This is a genomic window from Pseudomonas sp. MF6767 (genome assembly GCF_016405475.1).
In the GTDB taxonomy this organism is placed as follows: Bacteria; Pseudomonadota; Gammaproteobacteria; order Pseudomonadales; family Pseudomonadaceae; genus Aquipseudomonas; species Aquipseudomonas paracarnis.
The window spans coordinates 129,170-143,644 of the sequence record NZ_JAEKCY010000013.1; the positions used below are offsets into that span (position 1 = coordinate 129,170).

A 14,475-nucleotide genomic window follows, 5' to 3' on the forward strand; every position below is an offset into this window, starting at 1 on the left:
TTTCGTTCTGCGTCATATAGGGAGAACCATGGATGACCGCCGCCGTACCTGCACTGCGCCCCGAAGGCACCCTCGGCCTGATCGCCCCCGCCGGCCCCGCCGCGCTGGATGTTGAAAAAGCCCGGCAATGGATGCGTGCCCGCGGCTACGACCTGCACATTTTCCCTGGTGTGCACGAGCGCGACGGCTACCTGGCCGGTAGCGATGAAGTGCGCCTGCGCGATTTGCATGCCGCCTTCGCCAACCCCGACATCGATGCCATCCTCTGCCTGCGTGGCGGCTATGGCACGCCCCGTTTGCTCGATGCGCTGGACTTCGACCTGCTGCGCGCCAACCCCAAGCCGTTTGTGGGCTACAGCGATATCACCGCCTTGCACCTGGCCATCAACCGCTATGCCGGCTTCGTGACGTTCCACGGGCCCATGCTCAATGCCGACCTGCTCGGTGGCAAACAGCCGCCCACCGAATCCTCCTTGTTCAGCCTGCTGCGTGGCCAACGGGGCGCCGGCAGTGTGCTGCCGCACCCGATGGCCTACCCGCTGACCACAATCGAGCCGGGTGTGGCTTGTGGGCGCTTGCTGGGCGGTAACTTGTCGATGATCGCCGCGGTCATGGGTACGCCTTACGAAATAGACGCTGATGGCATCATCCTGTTTATCGAAGACGTCAACGAACCGCTCTATCGCATCGACCGCCTGCTGACCCACCTGCGCCTGGCTGGCAAGCTGGCTCAAGTCGCTGGCGTGTTGGTAGGGGATGTGGCCGGTGTGGATAGCGCGGCATTGGCGCGTCTGCTGAAGCAGACCTTTGAGCCGCTGTGCATTCCAGTGCTGGCAGGCTGGCGCAGTGGGCATTGCGACCCGAACCTGACATTGCCGATGGGCGCCTTGGTGCGCCTGGATGCGGGGGAGCAGCGGGTGGTGTTGGAGCAGGATGTAGTGTTCAAGGCCTGATCGTTCCCACGCTCTGCGTGGGAATTCCTCCAGTGACGCTCTGCGTCACCCTCTTCAGCCGCGGACGCGGAGCGTCCAAGGCAGCGCTCCCACGCAGAGCGTGGGAGCGATCACTTCAGCGGTTCTGCAGCGATTCCAGCAATTTCACCGTCGGATACCCATCCGCCGGCCAGCCCAGCGCCTGCTGTGCAGCCCGAATCGCCTTGCGCGTGTTGGCGCCAATAATCCCGTCGGCATTACCCGCGTCATAGCCTTTGGCGCTGAGCGCCGTCTGCAGGTCTATGCGTTGCGAACGGCTCAGTGGCAGCTCATCTTTTGGCCAACTGCCCCGAATCACACCTCCGCCGCCAAATCGCTCCGACAGCAAACCAACCGCCAGTGCATAGGACGACGAATTGTTGTACTTGAGGATCGCGCGGAAGTTATCCAGCACCAGGAACGCCGGGCCACGGTAGCCGGCCGGCAGCAGCAGGGCGGCGGACAGCTGGTCGACATTGGCCGGCAGGCTCACGCCAGGCGGCAATTGGATGCCCAGTTGCAGCCATTGCGCCACGGTCTTGCGCACGCCGCCATCGGCCAGGCTGTAGTCGAAGCCCGACGGCAGCGGCTGCACTTCAACGCCCCATGGCTGGCCTTTCTGCCAGCCGGAGCTTTGCAGGTAATGCGCCGTGGAGGCGAGGGCGTCGGACGGGCTGTTCCAGATATCGCGGCGACCGTCACCGTCAAAGTCCACGGCATGGGTGTTGTAGGTGGTCGGGATGAACTGGGTCTGGCCCATCGCCCCGGCCCAGGAACCTTTCATCTGGTCGGCCTGAATATCGCCATGCTGGATGATCTGCAGCGCTGCCAGCAACTGCGCTTGCGCAAAGGCCGGCCGACGTCCTTCATAGGCCAGGGTGGCCAGGGAGCGGATCACCGAGTTATTGCCCTGGAAAGCGCCGAAGTTGCTCTCCATGCCCCACACCGAGACCAGCGCCTGGCGGTCGACGCCATAGCGTTGCTCGATGCTTTGCAGAATATCGGCGTACTTGACCAGCAGTGCCTGGCCATTGCGCACGCGCACCGGCGACAGTGCTCCGTCGAGGTATTCCCACACTGGGCGGGAAAATTCGGGTTGGCTGCGGTCGGCGCGAATCACCGCCATATCAGGTGTGACGCCGGCAAAAGCGTTATCGAACACGGCTGCAGTGATCCCGGCCTGCAGCGCTTGCGCACGGAAGCCAGCTTGCCATTCGGCAAAGGTCTGGGTCGGCTGGATATCGAGATTGTCCACCGCCAACGGGGCCACCACGGCAGGCGCGATAGCCGGGGCCGTCTGGAGCTTGGGCAGGGGTTGAGCGTCCGCAGCGGTAGGTTTTTCGGCGCAGGCGACGAGCAGAATGAGGCTGGAGGCAGCGATCAATTGGCGCAGGTGCCAATGACGAGAAAGACGAGAGGGCATGCACAGGTCCAGGGGTTACAAATCAGGTACAGACCTTATCATGCCAGAGGGGCGCTTGCCTTCAGGCAGCCAGAAAGTAAGAAGCCTCCCAGCTATTAGACTGGAAGGCTTCGCGGCGGTAGCTGCCTTTGCCCTTGCCGGCGCGTTCCTGACGGCTGCGGAACAGTGGCTGGGCGATGATGGATTTGGCCTTGTTGGGGCCATGCTTGGATGGCTTTTTGCTCATGGTGGATTCTCTCGCTTGGGGTGGAATGCAGCGGTGCAAATCATCTGCCGAAGTGGGCCGGCTGTAAAGCCCGTCGATAGGTGGGAAATGTCGCAGATAAGCAATGGGCACAGTCAATGTGGGAGCTGGCTTGCCTGCGAAGACGGCCTGACAGTCAACACAGTTGGATTGTGTACATATCCATTGCCGCGGCGCGGGGCGGCTAAACCGGCATCCCTGCCGGTTTACCCCCCAAATACCTGTCGAATTCCGGCCAGCGTGGTTTGACGGGGCGCTTGAGATCAAAAGCAGACCAAGAGCGGCTTGCTTCGCATCGTGGTTACCGTTGAGCGCTACAGAGCTGTGTCAGGAGCAAATGGGCCAACTGGCCCATCGCCATCGCAGGCAAGCCAGCTCCCACAGGGTTTTGTGGTGTTGTGCAGAGGGAGATTATTCGGCAGGCAACGCCAGGCGCTGGCCGGCCATCAACAGCGACAGACGGCTCAGGCTCATCCACGGCGAGCCGGCCGCCTGGCCTTTGATCTGTGCATCGATGCGCTGCGCTTCCAGCAACAGTTGCGCCCAGCGTTGCGCCGAGTGCCGTTGCAGGGCTTTGCTCATCAGGGGTTTGCGCTTGTCCCACACCGGTGGCCGGGCCTGGCTGAAGCATTTGTCCAGCGGTGTGCCCTGGCTGTATTGCAGCGCAATGTTCGCCAACACGCGCAGCTCACGGGCCAGGGCCCAGAGAATCACCGGGGGTTCCACCCCTTCGCCGCGCAGGCCTTCAAGCATGCGCAGGGCGTGGGCGGGCTCGCCGTTGAGGATGGCGTCCACCAGGCCGAACACATCAAAGCGCGCGCTATCGGCCACTGCGCCTTGCACGGTTTCGACGGTGATCTGCCCGTCTTCGGCCATCAGCTTGAGCTTTTCGATCTCCTGGGCGGCGGCAAGCAGGTTGCCCTCGACCCGAGCGGCGATCAGCTCCACGGCATCCTGTGTCGCAGCGAGACCTGATTGCGACAGGCGCTGACGAATCCACTGCGGCAACTGGTTGCTGTCCACCGGCCAGATCTGGATGAACTGAGTCTGTGGACCTTCAACCAGAGCCTTGCCCCACTTGGTTTTCTGCGCGCTGCCGTCGAGCTTGGGCAGGCTGACCAGCAACACGGTGTCTTCGGCGGGGCGCGAGCAGTATTCCATCAACGCCGCCGCGCCTTTATCGCCCGGCTTGCCCGAGGGCAGGCGCAGTTCCAGCAGGCGTTTCTCGGCAAACAGCGACATGCTCGCGCCAGCTTGCAGCAGGGTGCCCCAGTCGAAACTGGCGTCGGCGCTGAACACCTGGCGTTCATCGAAGCCTTGCTGGCGTGCGGCGGTGCGGATAGCGTCAGCTGCTTCCTGGCACAGCAGCGGGTCGTCGCCGCTGACGATGTACACAGGCGCAAGGCCACCTTGCAGGTGCTTGGCGAGTTGGGCGGGGGCAAGTTTCATAGGCGGGGCGAACGGGGCGTCAGGGGCGCCCCGTCTGGCTTACTCGACAGGGACTTCAACAGGCGACTGTTTCGGTGTGTTGTCTTCATATTCCTGCGCGGCTTTCAGGGCGTCGGCGTCAGCCTTGGCCTTGTTGTCGGCCACTTGCTGCAGCTCAGCCAGTTTTTCCGGGGTGAGCATTTGCAGGCGAGTCATCATGCGCTGGATCAGCTCACGACGCATTTCCTTGCGCACCTGGATGGTCTCGGAGTCCGAACCCACCAGGTTGTTGCCATCGTGGCTCACCACTTTCTGCACCTGGATCTTGTCACCCATCAACGGCAACTGATCACGGCCTTGTATTTCGAACATCAGCGCTGTGTTCAACTCGACGTCGGACGCACGGCCAGCACTGGCGTAGCTGATATTGCGCTGGGTTTCTCGCTCATCCGTCAGGATCAGTTTGTAGGTTGCGCCGTTGTACACGTGCACACCGCTGTTTTCCAGGGTCTGGCGCAGCTGGGTGACGGTTTCGCCGTAGGCGTTGCGGGCGCTGACGTCGAGTTCCTTGAGCGACAGCTCATTGGTGCCGGTGCCGCGCAGCTGGAAGCCGCAAGCGCTCAACAGCACGGCAAGGCCCATAACCAGCAGATTGCGTTTGATCATTTTGTTGCTCCCCTTGAAACCAGGTGGGCCTTATCGGGCCCTAAAGGTTTAGTTCGGCGCGGGGCCAAGCCCCGCGCCCGATCCGATTTAGCTGGCGACGATATTGACCAGTTTGCCGGGTACCACGATCACCTTGCGGATGGTCAGGCCTTCGGTAAAGCGCAGCACGTTCTCATTGATACGTGCAGCTGCTTCAACCTCTTCACGGCTGGCGCTGGCCGGCATGTCGATCTGGCCACGCAGTTTACCGTTAACCTGGATGACCAGTTGCAGCGTGTCCTGTACCAGGGCGCTGTCATCCTGCACCGGCCAGGCGGCATCGATGACGGCACCGCTGTGGCCCAGACGGCTCCACAGTTCATGGCTGATGTGCGGCGTGATCGGCGCGAGCAACAGGGTAACTGTTTCCAGGCCTTCCTGGATCAGCGCACGGTCTTGTTCGGTCGCCTGCGAGGCTTTTTCCAGCACGTTCATCAGCGTCATCACCTGGGCGATGGCGGTGTTGAATTTGTGGTTCTGCCCAACGTCCTGGCTGGCCTGGCGGATAGCCAGGTGGATGCTGCGGCGAACGGCTTTCTGCTCGTCGTTCAACGCGCCGATATCCAGCTTGCCCGGCAGGCCCTGGCTGACATGAGCGTGGGCCAGGCGCCAGACACGCTTGAGGAAACGGTGCGAGCCTTCGACGCCCGAGTCGGACCATTCGGCGCTCATGTCAGGCGGCGAGGCGAACATCATGAACAGGCGGCAGGTGTCGGCGCCGAACTGATCGATCATCGACTGTGGGTCGACGCCGTTGTTCTTGGACTTGGCCATCTTCTCGGTGCCACCGATTTCCACCGGCAGGCCGTCGGCTTTCAGCTTCGCGCTGATGACCTTGGCCTTGCTGTCACGCTCAAGCTCGACATCCGCCGGGTTGAACCAGGTGTAGGCGCCATTGGCTTCGCGGCGATAGTAAGTGTCGGCGATCACCATGCCCTGGGTCAGCAGGTTCTTGAATGGCTCATCGGAGCTCACCAGGCCTTCGTCACGCATCAGCTTGTGGAAGAAGCGCGCGTACAGCAGGTGGAGGATGGCGTGTTCGATGCCACCGATGTACTGATCCACTGGCAACCAATGGTCGGCTGCGGATTTCTCCACCAGGCCGCCTTCATAGTGCGGCGAGGCATAACGAGCGTAATACCACGAGGACTCGACGAAGGTGTCCATGGTGTCGGTTTCACGCTTGGCCGGCGCGCCGCATTTAGGGCAGCTGCACTCGTAGAACTCGGGCATGCGCGCCAACGGCGAGCCAGCACCATCCGGCACCACGTCTTCTGGCAGCACGACCGGCAGTTGGTCTTCCGGTACCGGCACGTCACCGCAGGCTTGGCAGTGGATGATCGGGATCGGGCAACCCCAGTAGCGCTGGCGGCTGATGCCCCAGTCACGCAGACGGAACTGGGTGCGCGAGGCACCGAGGTTTTTCTTGATCAGGGCTACTTCCATGGCGTCGAACGCGCCCTGGAAGTCCAGGCCGTCGAATTCGCCGGAGTTGATCAGCGTGCCGTGCTCGCCGTAGGCGTCTTGCCACGGAGCGGGGTTGGTATCACCCGAGCTAGTGCGCACGACCGACTTGATAGGCAGGCTGTACTTGGTGGCGAATTCGAAATCGCGCTCGTCGTGGGCCGGCACGGCCATGACGGCGCCATCGCCGTAGTGCATCAATACGTAGTTGGCGACCCAAACCGGCAGTTTCTCGCCGGTCAACGGGTGCTCGACGAACAGGCCGGTCGGCAGGCCTTTTTTCTCCTGGGTGGCGACATCGGCTTCGGCCACGCTGCCGCCTTTGCATTCAGCGATGAACGCCTGCAGCTCAGGGTTGTTCTGTGCGGCCTGGGTGGCCAGCGGGTGTTCGGCGGCCACGGCGACGTAGGTCGCGCCCATCAGGGTGTCGGGGCGGGTGGTGAACACCTTGAGTGCGCCGGCTTCGCCGATGGAGTCGACGTTGTACGGGAACTGCACTTCCATGCCCTTGGATTTGCCGATCCAGTTGCGCTGCATGGTCTTGACCTGTTCAGGCCAGCCCGGCAGATCGTCAAGGCTCGACAACAGTTCATCCGCGTAGGCGGTGATCTTGAAGTAGTACATCGGGATTTCGCGCTTTTCGATCAGCGCGCCGGAACGCCAGCCGCGACCGTCGATGACCTGTTCGTTGGCCAGTACGGTCTGGTCGATCGGGTCCCAGTTCACGGTGCCGCTTTTTTTGTAGATCACACCTTTTTCGAACAGGCGCGTGAACAGCCATTGTTCCCAGCGGTAGTAATCCGGCTTGCAGGTGGTGACCTCGCGGGACCAGTCCACCGCCAGGCCCAGGCTGCGCAACTGGGTCTTCATGTAGGCGATGTTTTCGTAGGTCCACTTGGCGGGCGCCACGTTGTTTTTCATCGCGGCGTTTTCTGCCGGCATGCCGAAGGCGTCCCAACCCATGGGTTGCAGCACGTTCTTGCCGAGCATGCGCTGGTAGCGCGAAATCACGTCGCCGATGGTGTAGTTGCGCACGTGCCCCATGTGTAGCTTGCCGCTGGGGTAAGGGAACATCGATAGGCAGTAGTAAGTCTCCTTGCCTGGCTGTTCACTGACTTCAAAGGACTTTTGCTCGTCCCAGAAGGTTTGGGCGGCATTTTCTATTTCACGGGGCTGATATTGTTCGTGCATGGCTACTTTTGAACTGGATAGGGGTGGCCTAATCCTCTTCGGTGCACTGTCCGGGTTGTTCGACACCAAGAAGCGGCGCGTCCGTGCCCAAACCCTGCGGGAAGTGGAGTTACAGGAAGCGCCGTAGCATACATGACCCCACTCTATCGAGGGAAACCCTGATTGCGCGCCAAGGGCCGTCTGTCGCGGCACCGGGCAGGCGCAGCAACGGGGGCTACGCTGTTTAGTGGGGAGCAAGTATTTCTTCAATGAGGTGAGGGGATGGTTGAATCGCAGCGAACTTTAACGAAACCGCAGTTGTATGAAGGATTGATCGACCGTTTGGGTCGGGCATTGGACGCCGCAAGAACCGCAGGCCGATTGCGTGATGAACGGCCTCTGGAGCTGGAGTTGCGAGGCTTGAGTCAGGCGGAGCTTGAATTGATCAAGAACTATCTGGCGTTGAATCACGACCGCGCCTCCCATGGGCAGGCTTCCCCGCCTGCTCATTCGGCCAAGGTCATCTGGCTCAAAGACCTGGCGACCGGCCGCGGGCCAGAGAACTTCCGCTCCGTGCGGTGCAAGTGAGCCCCGCGTTATCCGTTAGCGTTATCAAAATGTTGTCGGTAAGGATTGTTGCAAAACCCCGATGCATCTAGGCTTCGGGCATCTTTGGAGATGCCCGATGCCTTTTCGTTATTTCATTAAACAACTGTTGTTGCCGCCCGGTATTTTTCTGCTGTTGTTGGCGTGTGCCTGGTGGTTTCGCCGCAGCCGTCCGCGCCTGGCGGGCTTGTGCTTTGCCCTGGGGCTGGGCGGAATGTGGTTGATCAGCCTGCCAGTGATGGTGCAATGGGGCGCCCGTGCCCTGGAGACAGAGCCGCCTTTGGCCCGGGAAGACTGGGCCACCCTGGCCCAGCGTGCCGATGCGATTGTGGTGCTGGGCTCGGGGCGCGAGCGTGGAGATATTGCGTGGGGCAGCGACCAGCCCACCGGTATTGGCCTGGAACGTGAGCGTTTTGCCGCGCGGCTGGCCAAGGCATCCGGTTTGCCAGTGCTGACCAGCGGCGGCTTGCACTACGGCACGCCGCCCAGTGAGGCCGAGCTGATGGCCGTGTCGATGCAGGATGACTTCGGTGTCACCGTGCGCTGGAAAGAAGAGCGCAGCCGTACTACCTGGGAAAACGCCCAGATGAGCGCCGAGATTTTGTTGCCGCAAGGCATCAAGCGTGTAGTGGTAGTGACCCAGGCCTGGCACATGCCGCGTTCGGTGTGGAGTTTTGAAAAGGCCGGCTTCACCGTGGTGCCGGGGCCGGTGGGCTTTTTGGGTGTCGACCATGGCCGACCGCTGGGTGGCTGGATGCCGGAGGTCAAGGCGGTGTGGCAAAGCGGGCAGTTGATCAATGAAGTGGTGGGGCAGGTGGGGTATCGATTGTTCTACCGATAGGTGCAACACAGGAGATCAGATGTAGGAGCTGGCTTGCCTGCGATGGCGGTGGGTCAGTGAGCACTCAGGGCACTGATACACCGCCATCGCAGCCAGCTCCCACAGGTCAGACCGTTTTGGCCATCCGAGCCGCCAACAGCGCCCAGCCAAAGAGCAGCACACACACAATGATCAACGGCCACGAACGCCATTGCAGGTACGGCGTGAGGTTATGCATCGGCACCACCTCCCCATAGAGAATGCCACGCTCGAACTGCGGGATCTGCGCGGTGATCTGCCCAAACGGGTTGATCAGCCCGGTCACGCCGTTGTTGGTGGCGCGGATCATCCAGCGGCCAGCCTCCAGCGCACGCATTTGCGCCATTTGCAGGTGCTGCAGCGGGCCGATGGAGCGGCCGAACCAGGTGTCGTTGCTGATAGTCAGCAGCAGGTCGCTCTGGGCCGACAGGCCGGCGGCGAATTCGGGGTACACCACTTCATAGCAAATGAACGGCGCAATCTGATAACCCTTGGCCTGCAGCATGGCCTGGTCAGAAGGGCCGCGGGCGAAGTCCGACATGGGCAGGTCGAAGAAGGCAATCAGCCCGCGCAGCATGTCCTGCAGCGGAACGTACTCGCCAAACGGCACCAGTTTTTGCTTGAGGTAGGTGCCGTCGCCTTCGCCGACCACGGTGATGCCGTTGAAGTAGCGCTTCTGGTGGTGCACTTCCTGGCGAATCGGTACCCCAGTGATCAACGCGCTGTCCCGGTCGGCGGCAAACTTGCCCATCATGCCCAGGTAGCCCTCCACGGATTCCTTGAGCACCGGCACGGCAGTTTCCGGCCAGACCAGCAGGTCGACGCGCTTGGAACTCAGGCTCATGTCGCGGTACAGCGCCAACTGTGCATTGAGCTGGTCCGGGTCCCACTTCATGCTTTGCTCGACGTTGCCCTGAATCGCAGCCACGCTCAGGGGCGCGCCAGACGGCGATGTCCAGGCGTGGTGCTTGAGTGCCAGGCCAGTCGCCCAGGGCGCAACCAGCAATAACAGGCCCGCGCCGATGAAGGCATTGCGCTTGCTGGCCAGCAGGCGCGGCAGGTTGCACAGCAATGCGGCAGTGAGCGCGAGGGCGAAGGAAATCAGCCACATCCCACCCAATGGCGCGAGGCCGGTCAACGGCCCATCGAGTTGACTGTAACCGGAGTACAACCACGGGAAACCGGTAAGGAACCAGCCACGAAAGGCTTCCTGGCCGACCCACAACGCGGCGAACGTCAATGCATCCGCCAGTGGTGCTTCGTTACGGCGCAACCAGCGCGCCCATAGCCAGGCGGGCAGGGCAAAGAACCAGGCGATGGCGGCGGTGAACAGCAGCATCAGGAACCCCGCCAGCAGCACCGAAGCGCCGCCGAAGTGGTGGATGCTGTAGTAGATCCAACTGGTGCCGGCACCAAACAGGCCGAAGCCGAAACACCAGCCACGGCCCAGGGCCTGGCGGGGTGTCAGATCCCGCAGGCCGATATAGAACAGGCCGACCGCTACCAGCGCCAACGGCCAGATATCGAACGGCGCCAGCGCCAGGGTTGTGATGGCGCCGGCCACCACGGCCAGCAAGTTACCGGGCCAGCCGGGTGAGGTGAGACGGCGCATGTCAGTCCTTAGCGGGCGATGGGTGTCAAACGGATCAGATGGATACGACGGCTATCAGCATTGAGGATGCGGAAGCGATAGGCGCCGATCTCGGTGGTTTCATTACGCTTGGGCAGGTGCCCGAACGCACTCATCACCAGGCCGCCGACGGTGTCGAACTCATCGTCCGAAAACTCGCTGTCGAAGAACTCGTTGAAGTTTTCGATGGGCGTCAGTGCCTTGATCAGGAAGTCACCGCTGGGCAGCGGCTTGATGTAGCTGTCTTCTTCGACGTCGTGCTCGTCTTCGATGTCGCCGACGATCTGCTCCAGCACGTCCTCGATGGTGACCAGGCCGGCCACGCCGCCGTATTCGTCAATCACAATGGCCATGTGATTGTGGTTGGCGCGGAACTCGCGCAGCAGCACATTCAGGCGCTTGGACTCGGGCACGAAGGTGGCCGGGCGCAGCAGGTCCTTGATGTTGAAGCTGTCGCCATTCTCCTTGAGGATCAACGGCAGCAGGTCCTTGGCCAGCAGGACACCCATGACGTCGTCATGGCTTTCACCGATCACCGGGTAGCGCGAATGCGCCGAGTCGATCACGGCCGGGAGGAATTCCCGTGGGGTCTGGGTCGCCTTGATGCTGATCATCTGCGAGCGCGGGACCATGATGTCACGTACTTGCAGGTCAGCCACCTGGATGGCGCCCTCGACGATGGCCAGCGCTTCGCTGTCCAGCAACTTGTTCTGGTGTGCATCGCGCAGCAGCTCCAAGAGCTCCTGGCGGTTTTTCGGCTCGTGGGCAAAAGCCTGGGTCAGTTTACCCAGCCATGACTTCTGCCCGTTGCTCGATCGGTCTTCGCTCATAGCGATTACTCTAAATCCTTTGATATGACAGTTGAGTGTTGATCAGCTTTCGTCGTCTGCATATGGGTCGCGGTGACCCAGTTCTGCAAGCAACGTTCGTTCCAGTGCTTCCATTTCCTCGGCTTCGTCATCGTCTATATGGTCGTAACCCAAGAGATGCAAGCAGCCGTGGATGACTAGATGGGCCCAATGGGCCTCAAGTTCCTTGCCTTGTTCCGCCGCTTCTCGCTCGACCACCGCGACGCAGATCACCAGGTCGCCCAACAGCGGGATATCCAGCAATTCGTCGGGCACGTCGGCGGGGAAGGACAGCACGTTGGTCGCGTAGTCTTTCTGGCGCCAGGTGTGGTTCAGCTCACGGCCTTCGGCCTCGTCCACCAGACGAATGGTCAGCTCCGAGTCAGCGGTGCGCTGGCGCAAAGCCAGTTCACACCATTGGCGGAACTGGGCTTCGCTGGGGGCGGGCGCGTCGGTGGCCAGCTGCAGGTCTAGCTCAAGCATCGTGGCGAGCGTCCTTGGCGGGCGCGTCGTCGCGGTGTTCGAAACGCTCATAAGCTTCGACAATGCGCTGCACCAGCGGGTGGCGCACCACGTCCTTGGGCATGAAGTGCGTGAAGCTGATACCCGGCACGTCCTTGAGCACCTCGATCACCTGGCCCAGGCCCGACTTGGTGCCCTTGGGCAGGTCGACCTGGGTGATGTCGCCCGTGATCACGGCAGTGGAGCCGAAACCGATACGGGTGAGGAACATCTTCATCTGCTCGACGGTGGTGTTCTGGCTTTCGTCGAGAATGATGAAGCTGTTGTTGAGCGTACGGCCACGCATGTAGGCCAGCGGGGCGATCTCGATCACCTGGCGCTCGATCAGCTTGGCCACGTATTCAAAACCGAGCATCTCGTACAGCGCATCGTAGAGCGGGCGCAGGTACGGGTCGATCTTCTGGGCCAGGTCGCCGGGCAGGAAACCGAGCTTTTCGCCGGCCTCGACCGCTGGGCGCACCAGCAGGATGCGCCGCACTTGCTCGCGCTCCAGGGCGTCGACGGCGCAGGCCACCGCGAGGTAGGTCTTGCCGGTACCGGCCGGGCCGATGCCGAAGTTGATGTCGTTGCCCAGGATTTCCTTGACGTACTTCTGCTGATTCAAGCCGCGTGGGCGAATCATGCCTTTTTTGGTACGCAAGGCTACGCTGGCTTCGGCCACCGGGTTATTGGCCAGGTCTTCCACAGCCGACTCCTGCAGGTACAGGTGCACGGTCTCCGGCGACAGCTCGCTACCCTTGGTTTCGCGGTAGAGACGGCGCAGCAGGTTTTCTGCAGACGTGGTGTGTTGGGGTTCACCAATGAGCTCGAACTGATTGCCGCGGTTGCGGATCTCGATGCTCAGGCGTTGTTCGATCAGGCGCAGGTGCTCGTCGAACTGTCCGCACAGGTTGGCGAAACGGCGAGCCTCAAAAGGCTCGAGGATAAAACGATGGGGTTCTGCTATGGGTGCGTTCAAGGTTGCTTTTAGCCGCCCTTTGGCTGATGAGGTGAGAGAGAGAATAACGCCAGGCGCTGGTGTGCGAAAGCACTTAAATAGCCTGGCCCCACTCTCGATAACCCTGAAGAACCTCTGTGGGAGCTGGCTTGCCTGCGATAGCGGTGGGTCAGTTGGCACATTGGGCACTGATACATCGCTATCGCAGGCAAGCCAGCTCCCACATTTTGATCTTCATCCGGTCAGCGAGATCAGTTGATCAACGAGCCGCGCAACGAGTGTGGCTGCGCCGCATCAATGTGCACATCGGCAAACTGGCCGATCAGCGTGGGATTGTCGCAGCGGAAGTTGACGATTCGGTTGTTCTCGGTACGACCCTGCAATTCACCCGGGTCTTTCTTCGAATAATCGGTCACCAGAATGCGCTGGATCGAACCGACCATTTGTCGGCTGATTTCGAAGCCCTGCTGATTGAGGCGATGTTGCAGCGCGTTCAAACGCTCTTTTTTCAACGCCTCCGGGGTTTCATCCAGCAGGTCGGCAGCCGGGGTGCCAGGGCGCTGGCTGTAGACGAACGAGTAGGAGAAGTCGAAACCCACGTCTTCGATCAGCTTCATGGTCTGCTGGAAGTCTTTCTCGGTTTCGCCCGGGAAGCCGACGATAAAGTCCGAACTGATGCAGATGCCCGGCACGGCAGCGCGCAGTTTGCGCAGTTTGGATTTGTATTCCAGCGCGGTGTGGTTGCGCTTCATCGCCGACAAAATGCGGTCCGAACCCGATTGCACCGGCAAGTGCAGGTGCTTGACCAGCTCTGGTACTTCGGCGTGGGCCTGGATCAGGCTGTCGGAAAACTCCAGCGGGTGCGAGGTGGTGTAGCGGATGCGCTCGATGCCATCGACGGCGGCGACCACGCGGATCAATTCCGCCAGGTCGGCCAGGCGGCCGTCATCGGTCTGGCCACGGTAGCCGTTGACGTTCTGGCCCAGCAGGGTCACTTCGCGCACGCCGTTTTCAGCCAGGTGGATGATTTCCGCCAGCACATCGTCAAACGGCCGGCTGACTTCTTCGCCACGGGTGTAAGGCACCACGCAGAAGGTGCAGTACTTGCTGCAGCCTTCCATCACCGACACATAGGCGCTCGGCCCATCGATGCGCGGTTCGGGCAGATGGTCGAATTTTTCGATTTCGGGGAACGACACGTCAACCTGCGGCAGCTTGGTGATACGTGCGGCGTCGATCATCTCTGGCAGACGGTGCAGGGTTTGCGGGCCGAACACCACATCGACATAGGGCGCGCGGTCGCGGATCGCAGCGCCTTCCTGGCTGGCCACGCACCCGCCGACGGCGATCACCATGTCCGGGTTGGCCAGTTTCAATTCGCGCCAGCGGCCCAGCTGCGAATACACACGGTCCTGGGCCCGCTCGCGGATCGAGCAGGTATTGAGCAAAATCACGTCGGCATCTTCGGCGCGGGCAGTGACTTCCAGGGCCTGGTGTTCGCCCAGCAAGTCGACCATGCGCGAGCTGTCGTACTCGTTCATCTGGCAACCGTGGGTTTCGATGTAAAGCTTCTCGGCCATGGGAATCGTCAACTGGTGGTAAAGAACCGCGCATTATAGGGGGCATGCCCATTGGTTCCTAGCGCTGTGCATCGGGTGCCATGCTATA

At 61.5% G+C, this 14,475-nt stretch carries 13 protein-coding genes; 3 read left to right on the forward strand and 10 right to left on the reverse strand.

Features of this window, described 5'->3' with window-relative positions; translation table 11 throughout:
- The first annotated feature begins 32 nt into the window (after positions 1-32).
- Entirely contained in the window at positions 33-953 is a 921-nt protein-coding gene (locus JFT58_RS20240; protein ID WP_034126908.1) for a S66 peptidase family protein, read from the forward strand.
- A 115-nt stretch (positions 954-1,068) separates the two neighbouring features.
- Here the strand turns inward: JFT58_RS20240 and JFT58_RS20245 are convergent, their stop codons facing one another.
- The 5 genes from JFT58_RS20245 to leuS all read right to left on the reverse strand — a co-directional run bounded on the left by JFT58_RS20245 (position 1,069) and on the right by leuS (position 7,426).
- Positions 1,069-2,394, reverse strand: a complete 1,326-nt coding sequence (locus tag JFT58_RS20245; RefSeq protein ID WP_003194458.1) for a lytic murein transglycosylase — start codon at positions 2,392-2,394, stop codon at positions 1,069-1,071.
- Between the two features lie 61 nt (positions 2,395-2,455).
- The gene (gene arfA, locus JFT58_RS20250; RefSeq protein ID WP_003176285.1) at positions 2,456-2,620 is read right to left on the reverse strand and encodes an alternative ribosome rescue factor ArfA; all 165 of its coding nucleotides are present in this window, start codon (positions 2,618-2,620) and stop codon (positions 2,456-2,458) included.
- A gap of 429 nt (positions 2,621-3,049) precedes the next feature.
- A complete protein-coding gene (gene holA / locus JFT58_RS20255) occupies positions 3,050-4,087 on the reverse strand; it encodes a DNA polymerase III subunit delta (RefSeq protein ID WP_003194456.1) in 1,038 nt (345 codons plus the stop codon).
- A gap of 39 nt (positions 4,088-4,126) precedes the next feature.
- Complete coding sequence (locus JFT58_RS20260; protein WP_014720078.1) at positions 4,127-4,732, reverse strand: LPS-assembly lipoprotein LptE; 606 nt, start codon at positions 4,730-4,732, stop codon at positions 4,127-4,129.
- Positions 4,733-4,819: 87 nt separating this feature from the next.
- The gene (leuS, locus tag JFT58_RS20265; RefSeq protein ID WP_034126910.1) at positions 4,820-7,426 is read right to left on the reverse strand and encodes a leucine--tRNA ligase; all 2,607 of its coding nucleotides are present in this window, start codon (positions 7,424-7,426) and stop codon (positions 4,820-4,822) included.
- 261 nt (positions 7,427-7,687) lie between these two features.
- On the opposite strand from leuS, the gene JFT58_RS20270 reads away from it, so the two are divergent.
- A complete protein-coding gene (locus JFT58_RS20270; RefSeq protein ID WP_020301951.1) occupies positions 7,688-7,993 on the forward strand; it encodes a hypothetical protein in 306 nt (101 codons plus the stop codon).
- 97 nt (positions 7,994-8,090) lie between these two features.
- Positions 8,091-8,852, forward strand: a complete 762-nt coding sequence (locus JFT58_RS20275; protein WP_054896187.1) for a YdcF family protein — start codon at positions 8,091-8,093, stop codon at positions 8,850-8,852.
- 106 nt (positions 8,853-8,958) lie between these two features.
- Here JFT58_RS20275 and lnt read toward each other — a convergent pair whose 3' ends face one another.
- From lnt to miaB, 5 genes are all read right to left on the reverse strand, one after another.
- On the reverse strand, positions 8,959-10,482 hold the full coding sequence (gene lnt, locus JFT58_RS20280; protein WP_054896186.1) for an apolipoprotein N-acyltransferase: 1,524 nt from the start codon (positions 10,480-10,482) through the stop codon (positions 8,959-8,961).
- 8 nt (positions 10,483-10,490) lie between these two features.
- Positions 10,491-11,330 (reverse strand): HlyC/CorC family transporter, encoded by an 840-nt coding sequence (locus JFT58_RS20285; RefSeq protein ID WP_003194444.1) that lies wholly within the window; start codon positions 11,328-11,330, stop codon positions 10,491-10,493.
- Between the two features lie 42 nt (positions 11,331-11,372).
- Positions 11,373-11,831, reverse strand: coding sequence for an rRNA maturation RNase YbeY (ybeY, locus tag JFT58_RS20290; RefSeq protein ID WP_003194442.1), 459 nt, complete (start codon positions 11,829-11,831; stop codon positions 11,373-11,375).
- The gene (locus JFT58_RS20295; RefSeq protein ID WP_019818064.1) at positions 11,824-12,828 is read right to left on the reverse strand and encodes a PhoH family protein; all 1,005 of its coding nucleotides are present in this window, start codon (positions 12,826-12,828) and stop codon (positions 11,824-11,826) included. Before JFT58_RS20295 ends, ybeY begins: the two co-directional genes overlap by 8 nt.
- A 230-nt stretch (positions 12,829-13,058) precedes the next feature.
- The gene (miaB, locus tag JFT58_RS20300) at positions 13,059-14,387 is read right to left on the reverse strand and encodes a tRNA (N6-isopentenyl adenosine(37)-C2)-methylthiotransferase MiaB (protein ID WP_198834504.1); all 1,329 of its coding nucleotides are present in this window, start codon (positions 14,385-14,387) and stop codon (positions 13,059-13,061) included.
- Positions 14,388-14,475 lie beyond the last annotated feature (88 nt).

Coding starts and splice junctions, on each gene's coding strand:
- JFT58_RS20270 (WP_020301951.1), top strand. CDS start 7,688: ATGGTTGAATCGCAGCGAACTTTAACGAAACCGCAGTTGTATGAAGGA.
- ybeY (WP_003194442.1), bottom strand. CDS start 11,831: ATGCTTGAGCTAGACCTGCAGCTGGCCACCGACGCGCCCGCCCCCAGC.
- JFT58_RS20260 (WP_014720078.1), bottom strand. CDS start 4,732: ATGATCAAACGCAATCTGCTGGTTATGGGCCTTGCCGTGCTGTTGAGC.
- holA (WP_003194456.1), bottom strand. CDS start 4,087: ATGAAACTTGCCCCCGCCCAACTCGCCAAGCACCTGCAAGGTGGCCTT.
- leuS (WP_034126910.1), bottom strand. CDS start 7,426: ATGCACGAACAATATCAGCCCCGTGAAATAGAAAATGCCGCCCAAACC.
- miaB (WP_198834504.1), bottom strand. CDS start 14,387: ATGGCCGAGAAGCTTTACATCGAAACCCACGGTTGCCAGATGAACGAG.
- JFT58_RS20285 (WP_003194444.1), bottom strand. CDS start 11,330: ATGAGCGAAGACCGATCGAGCAACGGGCAGAAGTCATGGCTGGGTAAA.
- lnt (WP_054896186.1), bottom strand. CDS start 10,482: ATGCGCCGTCTCACCTCACCCGGCTGGCCCGGTAACTTGCTGGCCGTG.
- JFT58_RS20275 (WP_054896187.1), top strand. CDS start 8,091: ATGCCTTTTCGTTATTTCATTAAACAACTGTTGTTGCCGCCCGGTATT.
- JFT58_RS20245 (WP_003194458.1), bottom strand. CDS start 2,394: ATGCCCTCTCGTCTTTCTCGTCATTGGCACCTGCGCCAATTGATCGCT.
- JFT58_RS20240 (WP_034126908.1), top strand. CDS start 33: ATGACCGCCGCCGTACCTGCACTGCGCCCCGAAGGCACCCTCGGCCTG.
- arfA (WP_003176285.1), bottom strand. CDS start 2,620: ATGAGCAAAAAGCCATCCAAGCATGGCCCCAACAAGGCCAAATCCATC.